The 18,151-nt window shown below is 69.8% G+C and carries 14 protein-coding genes and 2 pseudogenes; 9 read left to right on the plus strand and 7 right to left on the minus strand.

From position 1 onward, the window contains the following. Positions 1-379 precede the first annotated feature (379 nt). The 3 genes from ABTX78_RS04095 to zapE form a co-directional block, all read right to left on the minus strand. Entirely contained in the window at positions 380-1,741 is a 1,362-nt protein-coding gene (locus tag ABTX78_RS04095) for an alkaline phosphatase PhoX (protein ID WP_352205253.1), read from the minus strand. A 147-nt stretch (positions 1,742-1,888) separates the two neighbouring features. After that, positions 1,889-2,314 carry an OsmC family protein gene (locus ABTX78_RS04100; RefSeq protein WP_352205254.1) on the minus strand — a complete coding sequence of 142 codons (426 nt, stop codon included), beginning with the start codon at positions 2,312-2,314 and terminating at the stop codon, positions 1,889-1,891. 43 nt (positions 2,315-2,357) lie between these two features. Beyond that, positions 2,358-3,467, minus strand: a complete 1,110-nt coding sequence (gene zapE / locus ABTX78_RS04105; RefSeq protein ID WP_502993758.1) for a cell division protein ZapE — start codon at positions 3,465-3,467, stop codon at positions 2,358-2,360. On the opposite strand from zapE, the gene ABTX78_RS04110 reads away from it, so the two are divergent. From ABTX78_RS04110 to msrB, 4 genes are all read left to right on the plus strand, one after another. Further along, entirely contained in the window at positions 3,466-4,230 is a 765-nt protein-coding gene (locus tag ABTX78_RS04110; protein ID WP_352205255.1) for a pyrimidine reductase family protein, read from the plus strand. The two genes, zapE and ABTX78_RS04110, sit on opposite strands and share 2 nt — an antisense overlap. 106 nt (positions 4,231-4,336) lie before the next feature. Further along, on the plus strand, positions 4,337-4,807 hold the full coding sequence (locus ABTX78_RS04115; RefSeq protein WP_352205256.1) for an indole-3-glycerol phosphate synthase: 471 nt from the start codon (positions 4,337-4,339) through the stop codon (positions 4,805-4,807). A 44-nt stretch (positions 4,808-4,851) separates the two neighbouring features. Then, a complete protein-coding gene (gene murC / locus ABTX78_RS04120; RefSeq protein ID WP_352205257.1) occupies positions 4,852-6,246 on the plus strand; it encodes a UDP-N-acetylmuramate--L-alanine ligase in 1,395 nt (464 codons plus the stop codon). Between the two features lie 13 nt (positions 6,247-6,259). Next, positions 6,260-6,667, plus strand: a complete 408-nt coding sequence (gene msrB / locus ABTX78_RS04125; protein ID WP_313943502.1) for a peptide-methionine (R)-S-oxide reductase MsrB — start codon at positions 6,260-6,262, stop codon at positions 6,665-6,667. 54 nt (positions 6,668-6,721) lie between these two features. Here msrB and ABTX78_RS04130 read toward each other — a convergent pair whose 3' ends face one another. After that, the gene (locus tag ABTX78_RS04130; RefSeq protein ID WP_352205258.1) at positions 6,722-7,111 is read right to left on the minus strand and encodes a VOC family protein; all 390 of its coding nucleotides are present in this window, start codon (positions 7,109-7,111) and stop codon (positions 6,722-6,724) included. Positions 7,112-7,155: 44 nt separating this feature from the next. Between ABTX78_RS04130 and ABTX78_RS04135 the strand changes: the two genes are divergently transcribed. Next, the gene (locus ABTX78_RS04135; RefSeq protein ID WP_352205259.1) at positions 7,156-7,788 is read left to right on the plus strand and encodes a nucleoside/nucleotide kinase family protein; all 633 of its coding nucleotides are present in this window, start codon (positions 7,156-7,158) and stop codon (positions 7,786-7,788) included. 16 nt (positions 7,789-7,804) lie between these two features. Here the strand turns inward: ABTX78_RS04135 and ABTX78_RS04140 are convergent, their stop codons facing one another. Further along, the gene (locus tag ABTX78_RS04140) at positions 7,805-8,050 is read right to left on the minus strand and encodes a DUF397 domain-containing protein (RefSeq protein ID WP_352205260.1); all 246 of its coding nucleotides are present in this window, start codon (positions 8,048-8,050) and stop codon (positions 7,805-7,807) included. Beyond that, a pseudogene (locus ABTX78_RS04145) lies at positions 8,047-8,874 on the minus strand (helix-turn-helix domain-containing protein). The gene ABTX78_RS04140 and the pseudogene ABTX78_RS04145 overlap by 4 nt, the downstream one beginning before the upstream one ends. 130 nt (positions 8,875-9,004) lie before the next feature. Between ABTX78_RS04145 and ABTX78_RS04150 the strand changes: the two are divergent. The 3 genes and pseudogenes from ABTX78_RS04150 to ABTX78_RS04160 all read left to right on the plus strand — a co-directional run bounded on the left by ABTX78_RS04150 (position 9,005) and on the right by ABTX78_RS04160 (position 11,741). After that, a pseudogene (locus ABTX78_RS04150) lies at positions 9,005-9,495 on the plus strand (ATP-binding protein). Positions 9,496-9,619: 124 nt separating this feature from the next. Beyond that, positions 9,620-10,582 carry a DUF1444 domain-containing protein gene (locus ABTX78_RS04155; RefSeq protein WP_352205261.1) on the plus strand — a complete coding sequence of 321 codons (963 nt, stop codon included), beginning with the start codon at positions 9,620-9,622 and terminating at the stop codon, positions 10,580-10,582. Positions 10,583-10,619: 37 nt separating this feature from the next. After that, entirely contained in the window at positions 10,620-11,741 is a 1,122-nt protein-coding gene (locus tag ABTX78_RS04160) for an aminopeptidase P family protein (protein WP_352205262.1), read from the plus strand. Between the two features lie 34 nt (positions 11,742-11,775). Here the strand turns inward: ABTX78_RS04160 and ABTX78_RS04165 are convergent, their stop codons facing one another. Beyond that, positions 11,776-12,780 (minus strand): aldo/keto reductase, encoded by a 1,005-nt coding sequence (locus tag ABTX78_RS04165; protein WP_352205263.1) that lies wholly within the window; start codon positions 12,778-12,780, stop codon positions 11,776-11,778. A 762-nt stretch (positions 12,781-13,542) separates the two neighbouring features. Between ABTX78_RS04165 and ABTX78_RS04170 the strand changes: the two genes are divergently transcribed. After that, positions 13,543-18,084 (plus strand): ricin-type beta-trefoil lectin domain protein, encoded by a 4,542-nt coding sequence (locus tag ABTX78_RS04170; RefSeq protein ID WP_352205264.1) that lies wholly within the window; start codon positions 13,543-13,545, stop codon positions 18,082-18,084. The last annotated feature ends 67 nt before the right edge of the window (positions 18,085-18,151 follow it).

An 18,151-nucleotide genomic window follows, 5' to 3' on the forward strand; every position in this document is an offset into this window, starting at 1 on the left:
GGAGCGCTTCTGGAGACGGCTCCATCGTGCGGCGCTCCTGTCACGGGCGCACGCCGGGAGCGGCTGACCAGGGGATCCCGCCCCGGTCGGCCGGACCGCACGCCCGCCGGAGCTCACGGTGACCGCCGTCGTCGGCGGCCCGGCGGCCGAGACCCGGGGGCTCACGACCGCCCTGGCTCAGAGCTCACGACCCCGGCGGCGGCCCAGGGTTCACGACCACGGCGCCCCCAGCCCACGCCCCGGGGCCGGGACCGCCCGACAGCCCCGGACGGGTCTCCCCGGACCGGTCAACCCCGGACCGGTCACCCCGCGACATGGCCTTCCTGGCAGGCCACCGCCCCTCCCAGCACCGCCGCGCGACCCGCCCCGCCCGCCTCCGTCAGCCCCAGGGCCCCGTGACCGCGAACGTCGTACCCGGCGTGTAGCAGTTGACGTACATCGTCTCGCCGTCCGGCGAGAAGGTGACCCCAGCGAACTCGCCCCACTCCGGCGCCTCGGGCGTCCCGATGTTCTGGCGGCCGCGGGCCATCGCGTACACCCTGCCGGACCTGGTCAGCCCGTACACGTGCTGGGCGCCACTGCCGTCCTCGCACACCATCAGTCCGCCGCCGGGCGCCAGGCAGATGTTGTCCGGGGACTCGCCCGGCAGCTGGATGTCCGTGCTCGGACCGAAGGCGACGACCAGCGTGAGACGGCGCCGGTGCGGCTCGTACTTCCACACCTGGCCGAAGTGGTCCGCCGCCGAGCCCTCGCCGCTGCGGGCGAAACTGCAGACGAAGTAGACCGAGCGCCCGCCCCAGTAGCAGCCCTCCAGCTTCTGCGCGTGGGTGATGCCCTTGGGACCGAAGTCCTGGAGCCGGATGGGAGTCTGCTTCGCCTGGCTGTCCGGTACGGGCACCCACTCGATCCGGTCGAAGCTCGTTCCCGGCTCCTGGATCGCGGAGAGGTCGGGCACGCCCGGCACCCGCATGGCCTCCAGCTCCCCGCCCGCGCGCAGTGAACGCGTCCCGCCCAGTGGCCTGTTCGGCAGGAAGCGGTAGAAGAGGCCGAAGGGCCGCTGGAAGGCGTCCTCCGTCTCGTAGACGATCCCGCTCTGCGGATCGACGGCGATCGCCTCGTGCTGGAAGCGGCCCATCGCGGTGAGCGGTACGGCGCCGGTGCGCTGCGGGTCGGCGCCGTGCACCTCGAAGACGAACCCGTGGTCCTTGGTGTAGCCGTTGGTGCCGGCCTTGTCCTCGGTCTCCTCGCAGGTGAGCCAGGTGCCCCACGGAGTGGGCCCGCCCGCGCAGTTGACGGCGGTGCCGGCGATGGCGACCCGCTCGGCCACGACATTGCCCCGCCCGTCGAGCTCCAGGGACGTACAGCCGCCCTTGCCCGCCGGGTCGTATGTCAGGCCCTTGACCGTGGGGACGGGGATCGCGGCGTCCGCGCGGTTCTCGTGGTTGCGGACGAGGTGCACCCGGCCGCGGCGCCCCGCGAAGGCCGCCATGCCGTCGTGGTTGCTCGGAACGCGGCCCTCGCCGGAGCGCAGCGGCTCGCCCTCCCGCGAGAGGACCCGATAGCGGAATCCTTTCGGCAGGTCGAGCAGACCGGCGGGGTCGGGGACGAGCGGTCCGTAGCCGGCGTGCTGCCCGCGTGCCGCCGCGGTCCCCGCGAAGAGCTCGGAGAGGGCGCCGGTGAAGCCGATTCCGGCGGTCAGTGCGCCGGCGCGGGCCAGGACTTGTCGACGTGTTGCGGACATGAGGCAACTCCCTGTTGGGGGGACCTCCCGTTGCCGAAGCTCTGGGAGGGGACAGGAGATGTGACCCGCACGTGTGTATCACGCACCTGGATGCGGGGGAACCGTGCGGGCCACACGAGCCTTCAGCTGTTCCTACAAGTCAACCGTTCAGGCGAGCGAGGCGCTCAGGGTGATCGTCGTGCCCGACAGGGCCTGGCTCACCGGGCAGTTGGCCTTCGCGTCCTCGGCCGCCTTGACGAAACCGGCCTCGTCGAGACCGGGGACCTCGTCCTCGACGGTGAGGTGGATTCCGGTAATGCCCGTGCCGGGCTGGAAGGTCACCTCGGCCTGGGTGTTGAGCTGGGTCGGCGGGGTGCCGGCCTGGGCGAGCCCGTGCGAGAGGGCCATCGAGAAGCAGCTGGAGTGGGCGCCGGCTATGAGCTCTTCGGGGCTCGTCTTTCCATTGGCCTGCTCGGCGCGGGACGGCCAGGAGACCGCGTACTCGCCGATTCCGGAGGAGTCGAAGGTGACGGTGCCCGTGCCTTCGGTGAGGTTGCCCTCCCAGACCGTGTGCGCCTGACGCGTGGTGGCCATGATGCGAATCCCTTCTGACGGAAAGGTGGTTACGCACCCGAACCTACTGCCCCACAAGGCCCTTCGCGTCCCGGGCCAGCGCGGTGAGACGGGAGATGGCGCGGAAGTACTTCTTGCGGTAGCCGCCGTTCAGCATCTCTTCGCTGAACAGTCGGTCGAAGGGCATGCCCGAGGCGAGCACCGGCACTTCGCGGTCGTACAGCCGGTCGGCGAGCACCACGAGGCGCAGGGCCGTCGACTGGTCGGGCACCGGCCGCACATCGGTGAGGCAGACCGCGCGTATGCCGTCGGTCAGAGCGCCGTAACGGCTCGGGTGCACCTTGGCGAGGTGGTCCAGCAGGGCGGGGAAGGCGTCGAGCGAGGCGCCTTCGGTGGCGTACGCGGCCTTGGCGACCGTCTCCTCGGAGTACGGGGGAGGGGCGTCGGGCAGTCCCCGGTGGCGGTAGTCCTCGCCGTCGATCCGCAGCGGACGGAACTGCGCGGAGAGGCCCTGGATCTCACGGAGGAAGTCGGCGGCGGCGAACCGGCCCTCGCCCAGCTTGCCCGGCAGGGTGTTGGAGGTGGCCGCGAGTGCCACACCCGCCTCGACGAGCTTGCCGAGGAGTGTCGAGACGAGGACGGTGTCGCCCGGGTCGTCGAGCTCGAACTCGTCGATGCACAGCAGCCGGTGACCGCTCAGGGTGCGCACGGTCTGCTGGAAGCCGAGGGCGCCGACGAGATTGGTGAGCTCCACGAAGGTGCCGAAGGCCTTGAGCGAGGGCTCGGCCGGGGTGGCGTGCCACAGGGAGGCGAGGAGATGGGTCTTGCCGACGCCGTAACCGCCGTCGAGGTAGACGCCGCGAGGCCCGGTGGGGGCGGCCGGCTTCTTCGCGAACCACCGGCGCTTGCCGGCCCCGCTCGCGTGCGCCCCGCCGAGGCTCGCCGCGAACGAGCTGAGGACCGTGACCGCCTCGCGCTGGCTGGGCTGGTTCGGGTCCGGGACGTAGGTGTCGAAGCGCACCGAATCGAAACGCGGCGGCGGCACCATCTCCGCGACCAGCCGGTCGGCGGGGACGTGCGGCTCGCGGGCGCACAGCGAAAGGGGGGCCGCTTCGGTCATGGCACTGGTCGACACAGTTCCCAACTGTAAGGGTCGTGCCAGACTGCTCGGCATGCGACGACTGCTCCCTGTGACCGACCAGACATCCGGTGAGGACCGCGAATGGTCCCTGGACGAGCTCGCCGACGCCTACGCGTACCCGGACGCCCCGCAGGACGCCTGGCTGCGGGCCAACATGGTGTCGTCCCTGGACGGGGCGGCCCAGCACGACGGCCGGTCCCAGCCGCTGTCCTCCGACACGGACATGCGGATCTTCGGCACCCTGCGAGGCCTCGCCGACGCGGTCGTGGTCGGCGCGGAAACGGTCCGTCTGGAGGGCTACCGGCCCGCACGTGCCCGGGACGCCTTCGCCGAGCGCCGGGCCGCGGCCGGCCAGGGGCCCGCCCCCGCGATCGCCGTGGTCAGCGCCTCGCTGCGCCTCGACTTCTCCCTGCCGCTGTTCACCGAACCCCTGGTGCCGACGCTGGTGCTGACAGGTGCCGCGGCCCCGCCGGACCGGATCCGCGAGGCGGAGAAGGCGGGCGCCGAGGTGGTGGTCGCGGGCGACGGGCCCGGTGTGGACCCGCCGAGGGCGCTGCAGGCGCTCGCCGAACGGGGTCTGCGGCGGCTGCTCACCGAGGGCGGGCCGCGCATGCTGGGGCAGTTCGCCGCCTCGGGGGTGCTGGACGAACTGTGTCTGACCGTGTCGCCCACGCTCACGGTCGGAGACGCGCAGCGCATCACGGGCGGGCCGGGACTCGCGGTCCCGGAACGCTTCGCACTGGCGTCCGTACTGGAGGAGGCAGGGTTCCTTTTCACTCGCTACCGTCGCATCTGACAATCGGCGGAATTTGTCGTTCCGGTTTGCTCCGGCCGGGCAGACTTACTCTCGCATTCCCCGTGCCGACGCGGGGAAGGATGGTTTCCGCAGAAGGGCTCCTGACGTGTTCACTAGCGTATTGATGATCGAGAAGCCCCTGACCTCGGAAGATGTGGAGTTCGTCACCACACTGCACGGTGGCGAGAATGTCGCTTTCGTCGTCCTGATGCAGCCGCGCGGCGACCAGGCCGACGTCCTGCTGCGTGCCATCGACGACGTGGCCATCGGCGATCTGAAGGACGCCGTCAAGGAGGGCGACGAGCCGGAGGGTCGGGCCGCGAAGGCTCCCGCCGAGCGTGCGCTGGACAATTCCCTGGCCGCCCTGCGCGCCGCCGGCAGCGAGGCCGTGGGCCAGGTCGTCGAGGACCATCCGCTCGACAAGCTCAAGGCGGTCGTCGACGAGGCGGAAGCAGACGAGGTGATCGTGCTGACCGCACCGCACTATGTCGAGGAGTTCTTCCACCGGGACTGGGCCTCCAGAGCCCGTCACAAGGTCGGCGTCCCGGTGCTCAAGCTCTTCGCGCACAGCGAATAGGCTGGCCCCTCGCACGTACTCGTACCTCGTGGGGAGACACACGCATGGCACCCGCCATCCCTAGCGCCATGGAACGCCCGCACTTCATCGGCATCGGTGGCGCCGGAATGTCGGGCATCGCGAAGATCCTCGCCCAGCGGGGCGCCGAGGTCGCGGGCAGCGACGCCAAGGAGTCCGCGACCGCCGAGAGCCTTCGTTCGCTGGGCGCCACGGTCCACATCGGGCACGCCGCCGAGCACCTGGCCTCCGACGCCAGCTGTGTCGTCGTCTCCAGCGCCATCCGCGCCGACAACCCGGAGCTGGCCCGTGCCGGTGAGCTCTCGGTCCCGGTCGTCCACCGCTCCGACGCGCTCGCGTCCCTGATGACCGGCCTGCGCTCGATCGCGGTGGCGGGCACGCACGGCAAGACCACCACCACGTCCATGCTGGCCGTGGCACTGACCGAGCTCGGTCTCGACCCCTCGTACGCCATCGGCGGCGACCTGGAGGGCCCGGGGACCAATGCCCGGCACGGCGCCGGGGACATCTTCGTCGCCGAGGCCGACGAGAGCGACCGCAGCTTCCAGAAGTACGACCCCGAGGTCGCGATCGTCCTCAACGTCGAGCTCGACCACCACGCCAACTACGCCTCGATGGACGAGATCTACGACTCCTTCGAGACCTTCGTCGGCAAGGTCGTCCCCGGCGGCACCCTGGTGATCTCCGCCGACCAGCCGGGCGCGGTGGAGCTCACCTCCCGCATCCGTGACCTGTCCACGCTGAAGGTCGTCACCTACGGCGCCTCCGAGTCCGCGGACGTACGGGTGCACAAGGTCACCCCGCGTGGCCTCACCAGCGAGGTCACCGTCCTGCTCAACGGCAAGTTCCTGACCTTTACCGTCTCGGTCCCGGGCAGCCACTACGCGCACAACGCCGTGGCCGCCCTCGCCGCCGGTGTCGCGCTGGGCATCCCGGCGCACAATCTCGCCTCCGCCCTCGGCAAGTACACCGGCGTCAAGCGCCGGCTCCAGCTGAAGGGCGAGGCCGCAGGCGTCCAGGTCATCGACTCCTACGCCCACCACCCCACCGAGATGACCGCCGACCTGGAGGCCATGCGGGGCGCCGCGGCCGACTCCCGGCTGCTGGTCGTCTTCCAGCCGCACCTCTTCTCCCGTACGCAGGAGCTCGCCGCCGAGATGGGCCAGGCACTCGCCCTGACCGACGCCTCGGTGGTCCTCGACATCTATCCGGCCCGCGAGGACCCGATCCCCGGGGTCACCAGCGAGCTGATCATCGACGCCGCCCGCGCGGCGGGCGCGGATGTGACCGCCGTCCACGACAAGGAGACGGTCCCCGAGGTGGTCGCGGGAATGGCGAAGCCCGGTGATCTCGTTCTCACCATGGGCGCGGGAGACGTCACGGACCTCGGTCCGCTGATCCTGGCCCGTCTGTCGAGCTGAGGGAGCCGAATTCATGGCGTACGACATCGAGAAGCCGGACGAGCAGTGGCGCGCGGAGCTGAATCCGGCGGAGTACAAGGTGCTGCGCCAGGCCGGTACGGAGCCCGCCTTCGTCGGTGAGTACACCGACACCAAGACGGAGGGCGTCTATTCCTGCCGGGCGTGCAGCGCCGAGCTGTTCCGCTCCGACACGAAGTTCGAGTCCCACTGCGGCTGGCCGTCCTTCTACGACCCGAAGGACACCGACGCGGTCGAACTCATCGAGGACCGCTCGCACGGCATGGTGCGCGTCGAGGTGCGCTGCGCGCGCTGCGGATCACACCTCGGGCACGTGTTCGAGGGTGAGGGTTACCCCACCCCGACCGACCAGCGGTACTGCATCAACAGCATCTCGCTGCGGCTGACGCCGGACGAGAGCTGATCCCACGGGCGATCCCGGCCAAGGCCGGGTGACCCCCCAACCGAGCACAGCCGGCTACTTGGGCTGGAGCAGGTCCCACCGGTTGCCGTACAGGTCCTCGAAGACCGCCACCGAACCGTAGACCTCGTGTCTCGGCTGCTCCAGGAAGCGCACGCCCGCGGCCGTCATGCGTGCGTGGTCGCCCGCGAAATCCTCGGTGTGCAGGAAGAACCCGACCCGGCCGCCCGTCTGGGTGCCCACGCTCGCGCGCTGCTCCTCGTCCTTGGCACGGGCCAGCAGCAGTGCGCTGCCGTGGCCGGGACCGGCCGGGCGGACCACGACCCAGCGACTCCCGTCGCCGCGGTCGGTGTCCTCGACCAGTTCGAAGCCGAGCGCGTCGGTGTAGAAGGCGATGGCTTCGTCGTAGTCACGGACGACGACGGTGACCAGGGCGATGAACGACATGGGTCACACGTTATACGTATGACCGGTGGTGGAACAATGCGCACATGCTTGCGCAGCCGCCGCCCCCTCCGCACCTGCTGGAACGAGCCCGCGCCCTCGCCGTCCCCGGCCGCCGCCGCATCCTGGGGCTCGCCGGAGCGCCCGGCGCGGGCAAGTCGACGCTCGCCGGCCGTCTCGTGGACGCCCTCGACGGGCTCGCCGTCCTCGTTCCCATGGACGGTTTCCATCTGGCACAGGCCGAGCTCGAACGTCTGGGCCGGGCCGGGCGCAAGGGCGCCCCCGACACCTTCGACGCGGCCGGATACGCCGCTCTGCTCGCCCGGCTTCGCACGCGGTCCGCGGACACCACCGTCTACGCGCCCGCCTTCGACCGGAGGCTGGAGGAGCCCGTTGCCGGCAGTATCGCCGTCCCGCCGGACGTTCCCCTCGTCGTCACGGAAGGGAACTACCTCCTGCACGACGAAGGCGCCTGGGCCGGAATCCGGCCCCTGCTCGACGAGATCTGGTATCTAGAAGTCGATCCCGCGGTCCGTGTCCCCCGACTGGTGGACCGGCACGTGGAGTTCGGCAAGGAGAGGTCCTTGGCCGAGCGCTGGGTCCGGGACTCCGACGAGGCCAACGCCCGCCTGGTCGCACGGGGCAGGGACCGGGCGGACGTCGTCGTGCCGATGCCGTAGGGCGCGCGAGACGCCGTCAGGCCTGGGCGGTGTGGGTGATGAAGGCGGTCCAGGAGGCGGGGGAGAGGGCGAGTTGGGGGCCCTGCTCGACCTTGGAGTCCCGGACGTGGACGGTGGTGGGGCAGGCGGCGACCTCGACGCAGTCGTCTCCGGATCCGCTGCTGTGGCTGGACTTGTGCCAGGCGAGGGCGACTTCGACGCATGAGTCGCCCTGCGTGCCGCTGTAGGTGCTCTTGAACCAGGCCAGTTCTGTGGTGGTCATGCCTCTCCTCGCATCTGCCGCAGCAGGCTCAAGGACTCCTCCAAGGAGTGAGCCTGTGACCGCATCCTGGCATACCGCATCTGGAGCACACTGATCACTTTCGGGTCAGAGATGAACTGTCCGCTCTCCTGGCCTTCGCAGTACCCGAACCACCGGTTGTTCGGCGTTTCGAGCAGGCGGATCGGCCGTGCAGCCCAGCGTGATCCTCACGCACCTGCGGCATGACCTGGATTTCGATGTTGCGGAGTTCCGCGAGGTCGAGGATGTGCTCGATGAGCTCCTGGGTGATCTGCGCACCGCCGGTGCGGCGCAGGAACAGATGCTCTTCCAGGATGAAGCTGTACGCCGTGTTCGGCCGTTCCCGCAGCAGCTTCTGACGCTCCAGCCGAGCGGCCAACTGGTCCGCGATCTGCTGGTCGCAGAGCGGCGGCAACTGGTTCCTGAACAGGGTCCTGGCGTACGCCTCGGTCTGCAACAAACCCGGGATCAAGCGGCATTTCGTACGTGCACAGGTTCACCGCCTCGGTCTCCAGCCGCGCCCACTGCCGGAACCAGCTCGCCAGCCCCGGTCGCCGCGACAGGTGCCGCGCCGCGCCCCGGATCGTTCCGAACGTGTCCAGCACCTCCTCCGCCCGGTCGACGAAATCCGCCGGTGGAAACCTCCGCCCCTGCTCGATCGAAGCCACCGTCGGCACCGAATACCGCACCCGTGGCGCGAACTGTTCCTGTGTCAGCCGCGCTCTCTTCCTGAAAGCCTTGATCACTTCCCCGAACGCCTTCAGGCTGTCCGAGACCTCCGGTTCCCCGCACCCGCTGTCCACCATGGACCGCCACCTCCCGCGTCCATGGTCGCGGAGGGTCACTGTGACTGCCCACTGTGTGTACCCGTACGCTGACGCAGCGTACGAGTCGCTGATCTGGAGGGGCCCCCTCCGTGGCGTCCACGGTGGGGCCATGCACCCACCCGTCACACCCCAACAGCTGGGCCCCGTACGTGTGTTCACGCAGCGGTTCAGCTCCACGGCTCTCGGCGCCCGGCTCGCCCGTCACCTGGCTCTCCATCAACTGCACGCCTGGGACGTGCCGCACGGCTCCGACGCGTCCGACACCGCCGCACTGATCGTCGCCGAGCTGGCGGCGAACGCCGTGACGCACGGCCGTGTCCCGGGCCGGGACTTCGAGCTGAGGCTCACCCGTACGCCCGCGACCCTGCGTATCGAAGTCTCCGACACCCGTGGGGAACGCCGTCCGCCCGGCCGGGGCGATGTGCGCCCGCCGGCCGCGCTCGACGGCACCGGCCGGGGACTGTGCTGGTGGAGGAGCTGGCGGACCGCTGGTCGGTGCTGGACCGCGTCCCGGTGGGAAAGACCGTGCGCGCCGAGCTCGATCTCGGGAGCGGAAAGCCCTCCGGCCCGCCCCCGCACCGGCCGAGCGTCGGCCCATGAGTCGGCACAGGCCGGGCAAAGCGCAGGCCACGACCCCTCTCCCGGGGGATCACCCGCCGACGGGGTGGGTACGCTCGGAGTCCAGGAGGTCCGGTCCTGGCGGGCGAACGAAAGGGCTGATGACGTGGGGTTGTTCCGGCGGGGGCCGAAGCGCGACGGACTCGATGTGCCCCGGGACCCCGAGTTCTCCTTCTTCTCGGTCGACGAGGGTGCGCGCTTCCGGGGACAGGTGCGGGAGGCGTTCGCGGAGCACGGCCTCGAAGTGACCGTGTTCGCCGACGTCGTCACCGACAGCGACGGACGTCAGTTCGGACTGGGCAATCTGGCTGCCGTCCTGCACAACGACGACCGCGGACCGCGTGCCTGGTCCGAGCTGGTCCGGCGGCACGTCGGCATGGTCCTGCGCACCATGAACGCGCCCTCCGCCCTGGACACCCTGCCGACCGAGCAGATCCGCGCCCAGCTCTACCCCCGGGTCGTCGGCCACGAGGGCTTCGACCCGGACAATTTCGGCTACGCCCGTCCCCTCGCCCCCGGCCTCTTCGAGATCATCGCGCTCGATCTGCCCGAGAGCGTCATGATGCTCCCCGACGAGGCCCTGGAGCCGCTCGGTGATCTGCCGTACCTCCGGGAACAGGCGCTCTACAACCTGCGCGGTCTGCCGGTCGAGGGGCACGAGACGGTCAAGGGCGAGGGAGGCATGTGCTTCGAGGTCGTCCTCGGCGACTCCTTCTACACCGCGAGCCGCGTCCTCGCGCTGGAGAGCGTCGTCCGGCAGATCGGCGGCGAGCAGCTCACCGCCGACGGCGCCCTGGTGGCCATGCCGTTCCGGCACCAGCTCGCCTTCCACGCCATCCACGACGCCGGTGTGATCCCCACGCTGAGCGCCATGACCTCGTTCGCGGCCTCCGGCTTCGCCGACACGCCCGGTGCGATCAGCCCGTACGTCTACTGGTGGCGCGACGGGACGCTCACCCAGCTCAGCGACCGGGACGAGGACGGCGACGGCCTGCGGATCGTCGTCGGCGAGGACTTCCAGGAGCTGCTGGAACGACTCGTGGCCGAGGACGGCGGATACGGAGATTGAGCTCGCGCGGGGGGTGAGCCGGGGGCAGGATGGGCTCATGCCGACGACTCCCGCGCCCTTCACCACCGACGACTACCGGGCCCGTATGGCCCGTGCCGCAGAGGCAGCCGCCGCTGCGGGGCTCGACGGTCTGCTGATCGCTCCCGGCCCCGATCTCGTGCATCTCACCGGCTATCAGCCGGGGGTCACCGAACGTCTCACGCTGCTCGTCCTCGTCGCGGGCCGCGAGCCGGTGCTCGTCGTCCCCAAACTGGAGGCCCCGGACGCGGAAGGCGCCGTCGGCGGGCCCGCTCTCACCCTGCGCGACTGGACGGACGGCGCCGACCCCTACGGCGTGACCGCGCCGCTGCTTCCGGCCGGCGGCCGGTTCGGCGTCAGCGACAACACCTGGGCGATGCATCTGCTCGGTCTCCAGCGGCAGTTGCCGGATGCCTCGTACGCCTCGGTGACCGAGGTGCTGCCCATGCTGCGCGCGGTGAAGGACGGACCGGAACTGGAGCGGCTGGCCGCGGCCGGCGCCGCCGCGGACGCCACCTACGGGGAGATCCTCAAGGTCCGCTTCTCCGGGCGCAGGGAGTCGGACATCGCCGCCGATCTCGCCGACCTGCTGCGGCGGTTCGGCCACTCACAGGTCGACTTCACGGTTGTCGGCTCCGGGCCCAACGGCGCCAACCCGCACCACGAAGCCGGGGACCGGACCATCGAGGCCGGTGACATGGTCGTCCTCGACTTCGGCGGACTGCTGGACGGCTACGGCTCCGACACCTCCCGCACGGTCCACGTCGGCGAGCCCGTCCCCGCCGAACAGCACATCCACGACGTGGTGCTGGAGGCTCAGCAGGCCGGCGTCGACGCGGTGAAGCCGGGCGTCGCCTGCCAGGAGGTCGACCGGGCCGCCCGCGAGATCATCGAAGAGGCGGGATACGGCGACCTGTTCATCCACCGGACGGGCCACGGCATCGGCGTGACCACGCATGAACCGCCGTACATGATCGAGGGCGAGGAGCAGCCGCTGGTCCCGGGGATGTGCTTCTCGGTCGAGCCGGGGATCTATCTGCCGGGCCGGTTCGGGGTCCGTATCGAGGACATCGTGACGGTGACGGAGACCGGGGGCCGCCGGCTCAACAACACGCCACGCACCATGGCGATCGTCGACTAGCGCCCCCGGCCCGAGTGGCGTCCCCGGTCGCTGCCTACCGCGGGTCGTGGTGGGACAGCCGCGCCTGCATCTCGTACGGATAGGGCAGCGGTCTGCGGCTGGCCTCGTCCAGCCGCGCCAACTGCCCCTCCGTCAGCTCGAATTCCACCACTTTGAGGTTCTCCTTCAACTGCTCCGCGTTCCGCGGGCCGACGATGGGCGCCGTCACGGCCGGCTGCTGCATCAGCCACCGCAGCGACACCTGCAACGCCGTACGGCCGGTCTCCCGTGCCACCTCGTCCACCGCGTCCAGCGTCCGCCAGGTCTCCTCGGTGTCCCGTTCGCGCCAGTCCTCCTTGCCCGACTGCTCCTGGAAGTGGGCCTCACGCGAACCGGCGGGCACGGACGCCATGCCACGCCGGTACTTGCCGGTCAGCCAGCCGCCCGCGAGGGGGCTCCACGGGATCACGGCGACGCCCTGCTCCTCGCACATCGGCGCCAGCTCCCACTCCAGTTCGCGGCTGAGCAGGTTGTAACGCGGCTGGAGACTGACGTACGGCTCCCAGCCGCGGAACTGCGCCAGGTCCAGCGCGCGTTGGAGCTGGGAGGGCGTCACATTGCTGGTGCCGACGTAGCGGACCTTGCCCGACCGCACGAGCGTGTCCAGCGTCGCGAGCGTCTCCTCGAGCGGGGTGGTCCCGTCCCAGATGTGTGTCTGGTAGAGGTCGATGTAGTCGGTGCCGAGCCGCCGCAGGCTGGCCTCCACCGCGGCGATGATGTGCTTGCGGCTGAGCCCGCCGTCGTTCGGCGCCTCGCCCATCCGGCCCCAGACCTTGGTCGCGATGACGAGATCGTCCCTGCGGCGTCCCTTCAGCCAGCGCCCTAGGATCTCCTCGGAGCCTCCCCGCGCGTACAAGTCGGCGGTGTCGATGAAGGTGCCGCCCGCCTCGGTGAAGGCGTCGAGGGCGCCGTGACTGCTCGTGTCGTCTTCGAAGCTCATGGTGCCGAGGCACAGCTCGCTGACGCGCAGACCCGTCTTGCCGAGATTGAGTTGCTTCATGCTCCGAGACTAGGAGTTGGAGCGCTCTCGATCGCAAGATTCGGCCTCGGCCGATGTGGCCTGCGCAGGGAGATTCACGGGACGGGGAGATTCACCGGGCAGGCGGGGGTGGGGGCGCCGGCTCGGGCCGCCCCCTGGACCCGTCTGCTCCCCGCATCGCCAAAGCCTTCGCGGAACGGGAACGCGTGCTCCCGGACCTGCCGGCGGGCCTCAGCCCGACGGAGGTGACGGTGGGCGAGTCGGGGGTGACGGTGCACGCTCGGGGGGAGGGTGTGCGGTTGAGCTGGCTCGGGTCCTCGCAGCCCACGGCTCGCCATCGACATGTAGTCAGGCACACTGAATATCGGTCAATCCATGGCCGGGACATGCTTCCTTGAGTTGCTCCGCCTTCACGGCAAACACACAGGTAACTCTCGGCGTGAGCACGGCTTTTACGCATACAGAGGCGGGTGTCTCCGCGCGTACTCCCGTGTCGGGGAGCCCAGGACGCTCAAGTAACCCCCTGTCCAGTTGCGTTGACCTGCGTCTATGGTGATCACCGCGCATGCGCGGCGGACCTTGACCGCTCTGCCGTGACGTACGCGCATCAGCCGGCGGCCGGGGGGACTGTGCCGCCACGGGGAGGAACGACTGTCATGTCGCGAAACCGACTCACAGCGCGCGCTGCCCGCTGTTCCCGTCCACGCGTCGGCGCAGCGGGCTGATCAGCCCGCACCTCCTCCACCTCTTCCGGACAGTGACCCCCGCCTGCCCTCGTACGCGATGAAGGATGTCCTCTTGCGCCCCAGACCAGGGTTGTTCCGACCTCGATCACGAAGATCTGCGATCCTCACCCCCGTCATCACCTCCATAACGGCGCTGGCCGTCTTCGGTGGTTTGGCCATCCAGCCCGACCTGTTCGACCGGGAAGCGGGACAGCGTACGGCCTCGGCAAGCGACTCCGAGGACTGGTTCGAGGACACCGCCGCGGAGCAGCTGCGGCAGGATCAGTGCCTCATGGCCGACGTACTGCGCCTGGGCGGGCCGACCATGGCCGCCACCGCGCAGGACGGCCTTAACCAGCCGCAGGACAAGCTGCACGAGTTGGCCAACCGGGAGCACTGGGAGAACACCCCGCTCTCCCAGGCGTACAAGAAGGACAAGGAGGCGGCCTCCAAGGAGCTGGATGCCCTCCACACACTTCGGGCCGCATGGCAGAAGCCGCTCGACGGTCTGGAGACACCGGTCGGCTTCACCGAGGTCGGGTTCCACTGGCCTCCAGGTACGTCGCCGAGTGTCGGCACCGAGGACTTCTACAGCCAGACTGGTCTGACGAAGTGGACCGCTGACCGGTTCTGGAAGAGCGACAGCGACTTCTACGAGGACCCCACGCCCCGGGCTGACGCCACGACGGCGAAGGCCGTCAAGGACCTCGGCATACCGCTGTACGGCAAGGACCCCGATCCGCAGCAGCCCGAGTGGGACCGTCAGGTCACCGAGCACGGCGCGTTCGATTACCTGACGGGCTCGTCCCTGGAGCCGATGGGCACGGACAACTCGCGTATCTTCCTCGCCTCCGGCGGGTTCCCCCGCACCGCGCCACAGCCGGGCACGGCGGAGCACCGCATTGCGGTCGAGGACTTCAAGACCCGGTTCGCCGCGTGCACATGGCGTGATCCGATCGACCCGAACAAGGCACTGAACGGTATCTCCGCCACCGCCGCCACGGAGTGGCAGCAGGAGATCGCCTCCCAGGCTGTGCAGCGCAACCAGCTCCTGACGTCCAACAAGGACGCGACCAAGGCCCTCGCCGCGGGTGCGAAGGCTCTGGGGGACATGCTGGGTCATTCCTGGGTCGCCGACCATCTGGCTCGCTGGCAGGACTACTGGTCCGCCGGTGGGCTGGGCTGGATCGGTGACAGCTACGCGACGATCGAAGTGCCGGGCGCGAAGGGCATGTGCCTGGACGTCGCGGGCGGTGCCAAGACCAACGGCACGCCGATCCAGGTCTACACCTGCAACAACGGCGCGGCGCAGCAGTGGACACTGGAGGGCAGCGAGGACGACCTCCACCTCCGCAATGTCGGCTCGCAGAAGTGCCTGGATGTGGCCGGGAACGCGTCGGCGAACGGCACGAAGATCCAGATCTCGGACTGCTACAAGTCCAAGGGGCAGTCGTGGAAGGGCGACGTCCGTGCGTCCTCGCCGCTGAAGAGCGTCAGCACGGGCAAGTGCCTGGACCTGAGCTCGTTCACCAAGAGCACGGACGCGCGGCTGTACGACTGCAAGGACGCCAGTGCGCAGAAGTTCCTGATCAAGCCGTCCGGTCACAAGGGCACGGACAGCCTGTCGTACCCGGACAAGGCGCAGTTCGACAAGGCGAAGAAGGGCATCACCGACACCCAGGCGGCGGCGAAGAAGCAGCTGGCCGTCATCAAGGCGCAGGCGGTGGCAGCGAAGAACGCCGCCACCACCACCGACACCGCCGAAAAGGCCGCCTACGCCATCGCCGACACCAACGGCGCACCTCGCGGTCGTGGACTGCTGGTCGGTCAGCAGAAGGCGCAGGTGACCAAGGGCGCGGCTGCGGCGCTGGACGCGATGGTGAAGGCCGGTGAGACCGCCGAAGCCGCCACTCGCGCATCAGGCGGCGACAGCCAGACCATCGCGCAGCGTGCGCTGGCCCAAGCGGCACAGTCCAAGGCGGAGTTCCGCAAGGAGGCAGCGCACACCGCCGAGTTGCAGGCCAAGGCCGCGGCGGATGCAGCCAAGGTGCACCGGGACAACGCGAAGAAGGACAAGGAGACCGCGGAGGCCAAGCTCGTCGTCGCGCTCAAGGCGGAAGCGGACGCCAAGGCGGCTGCCGCGGAGGCGCACGCCAAGCGGCTCGCGGCGGAGGCCGAGGAGAAGACGGCCAAGGCGGAGAAGGACACCGCTGCGGCCAAGCAGGCCGAAGCCAGTCAGCACAAGCAGACCGCCCAGGCCGAGGCGGTGAACGCCAAGAACGCCAAGGAGAAAGCCGAAGCCGCCGAAGTCACCGCGGTCGAGAAGAAGAACGCAGCGGTCAAGGCCCGCGACAACGCCCGCGATCTGCGCGACGACGCATGGGACGCCGCGCAGAAGGCGGACGCGGCGCGTGCCAAGGCGGACGCGAAGGAGGCCTTCGCCGAAGCCCATGAGTCCGACAGCAATGCCCAGGAGTCGAGGGCGGCAGCGGATGCGGCGAGCGCACACGCGGACGACGCGGAAGCGGCTGCCGGCCGTGCCCGCACCGCGGCGGATGCCGCGACCGACGCGGCCACCGAGGCGGACGCGGCGGCCACCCGTGCCGAGGCGGCGGCCAAGCGGTCCCGCGCGCACGCGGACGACGCCCAGGCCGCAAAGCTGAAGGCCGACGCCGCGGTGAAGACCGCGACGAGCGCCGCGGCCGACGCCATCGACGCGTCCGAGCACGCCTCTGGCGAGGCCAAGGCGGCCGTCAAGCTGGCGGAGGAGGCGGAGAAGCTGGCCAAGGCCGCCAAGTCGCATGCGGATGAGGCGTTCAAGGAGGCCGGCAAGGCGCTGGTCGCCGCCGCGAAGGCGGCGGGCTTCGCCCACGTCACCGCGCAGGCCGCCGTCGACGCGGGCAACGCGGCAGCTCAGGTCGCCAAGCCGGCGAACGACGCGATCCAGCTCGGCTCGCCGTATGTCACCACGGACTCGGCCGCCAGTCTGGTCGTGCTGACCGGGCAGGCGTCGAAGTCGATCGCCGAACAGCAGAAGGCTGTCGCTGACGCCCACGCCAAGAACGCACAGGCCGAAGCGGCCGCGGCGAAGAACCTCGCCGATCAGGCAACGGGCGACGCGAAGATCGCCTACCAGTACGCGGCCAACGCCGCCGGTCACGCGGCGAACGCCCGCACCTACTCCAAGGAGGCTCTGGGCTACGCGGCCGACGCCGCAGCAGCGGCCGCCAAGGCATCGGCGTCGCTGGCCCGCACGGTCGAGTACGACCGCAAGGCCACCGTGGACGCTGCCGCGGCCGACCAGGCGGCGGGCCGGGCCGAGGGCTACGCCCAGGCCGCCCGCGACTCCGCCGACCAGGCTGCTCTCGACGCCCAGGCCGCACGCGACGCCGCAGCCGCGGCCGAGCAGTCGGCCAAGGACGCCCGCGCAGCCGCGAACCGCGCCGACGCCGCAGCGACCGAAGCCGAGCAGGCGGCCAAGGACGCACTGAAGTACGCCAAGGAGGCGCAGCAGGCAGCGGAAGAAGCGGCTCGCAACGCCGCGAACAAGCAGGTCTCGACCGGTGCGGGCACCGGGGTCGGCGGCACGTGGTACGTCGTCGACGACGGCAGCATCGAAATCACCGACGCCAAGCAGCAGAACGACTGCGTCATCGAGATCGGTTTCGAAGGCTGCACCGTAACGTTCACGGTCACGTTCAACGCGACGGTCGACTTCTTCCTCTGCACCAACCCGGATGTGCCGGCCAGCGCCAACGGCTGCCCGCCGGATGACACGCTCCTCCTCCAGAGCATGCCCCTCAAGGGCTTGAAGAAGGACGTAACCGAGTACTTCTCCAAGTGGCAACTCGTCGAAATGACCACCACGTACCAGGTCATCAAGGGCGTCCTCGTCCAGGACTTCGTCGACTGCTGGCACGGCAGCGTCAGCGGCTGCGCCTGGGCAGCGAGCAACTTCATCCCGGGCAAGGCGTTCGCGAAGATCGCGGAGGGGATCCGCGCCCTGGACGCTGCGCTGAAGACAGGGGTGGGGGTCCGGGACGCCTTCACCGCGCTGAAGGCCCTGGACAACCTCGACCCTGCCACCCTGGCGAAGCTTGAGAAGACGGTCAACGCCTTCGAGGACTTTGCGAGGAACTGCCCGAGGAAGGCCGGGATTGCGGCCAGGGTTGCCTTCTCCGCTGTGGCCTCCAGCGGATGCTGGGCCGATCTGACCGGGCCGGGGCAGTGGAAGGCCGAGAACGAGAGCATGAAACCGGCTGCTCTGGCCTACCAGACGCGGATCACCGGCGTTCCTGCGGGCATGGTGTACCGGCTCACCGCGGACACCAAGTCGGGATGGGTGAAGTTCGACGGGTTCAAGAATGGGACCCTACTCGACGCGAAGAACGGGTACCTCGGGCTCATCGATCCCAAAACCGGCAAGTTCTACAAATGGTACAAGAGTGCCGCTGAGGAGGCCCAGAGGCAGAACAAGGCATTCGAGAGGCACGGTATTCCGATCGTCTGGCACTGCTCTGAGGCTGGCTCGGTCCCCGCGTTCAAGGCCATGCTGAAGGACGAGAACATCACCAGCATCACGGTCGTGCACACGCCATAGAAGGAATCCACCGGACGCCAGGATGGTGATCGCCGCCTAGAATGTGGGCGATCACCATCCCCGTCCG

This window comes from Streptomyces sp. NPDC096193 (assembly GCF_040302905.1).
In the GTDB taxonomy this organism is placed as follows: Bacteria; Actinomycetota; Actinomycetes; order Streptomycetales; family Streptomycetaceae; genus Streptomyces.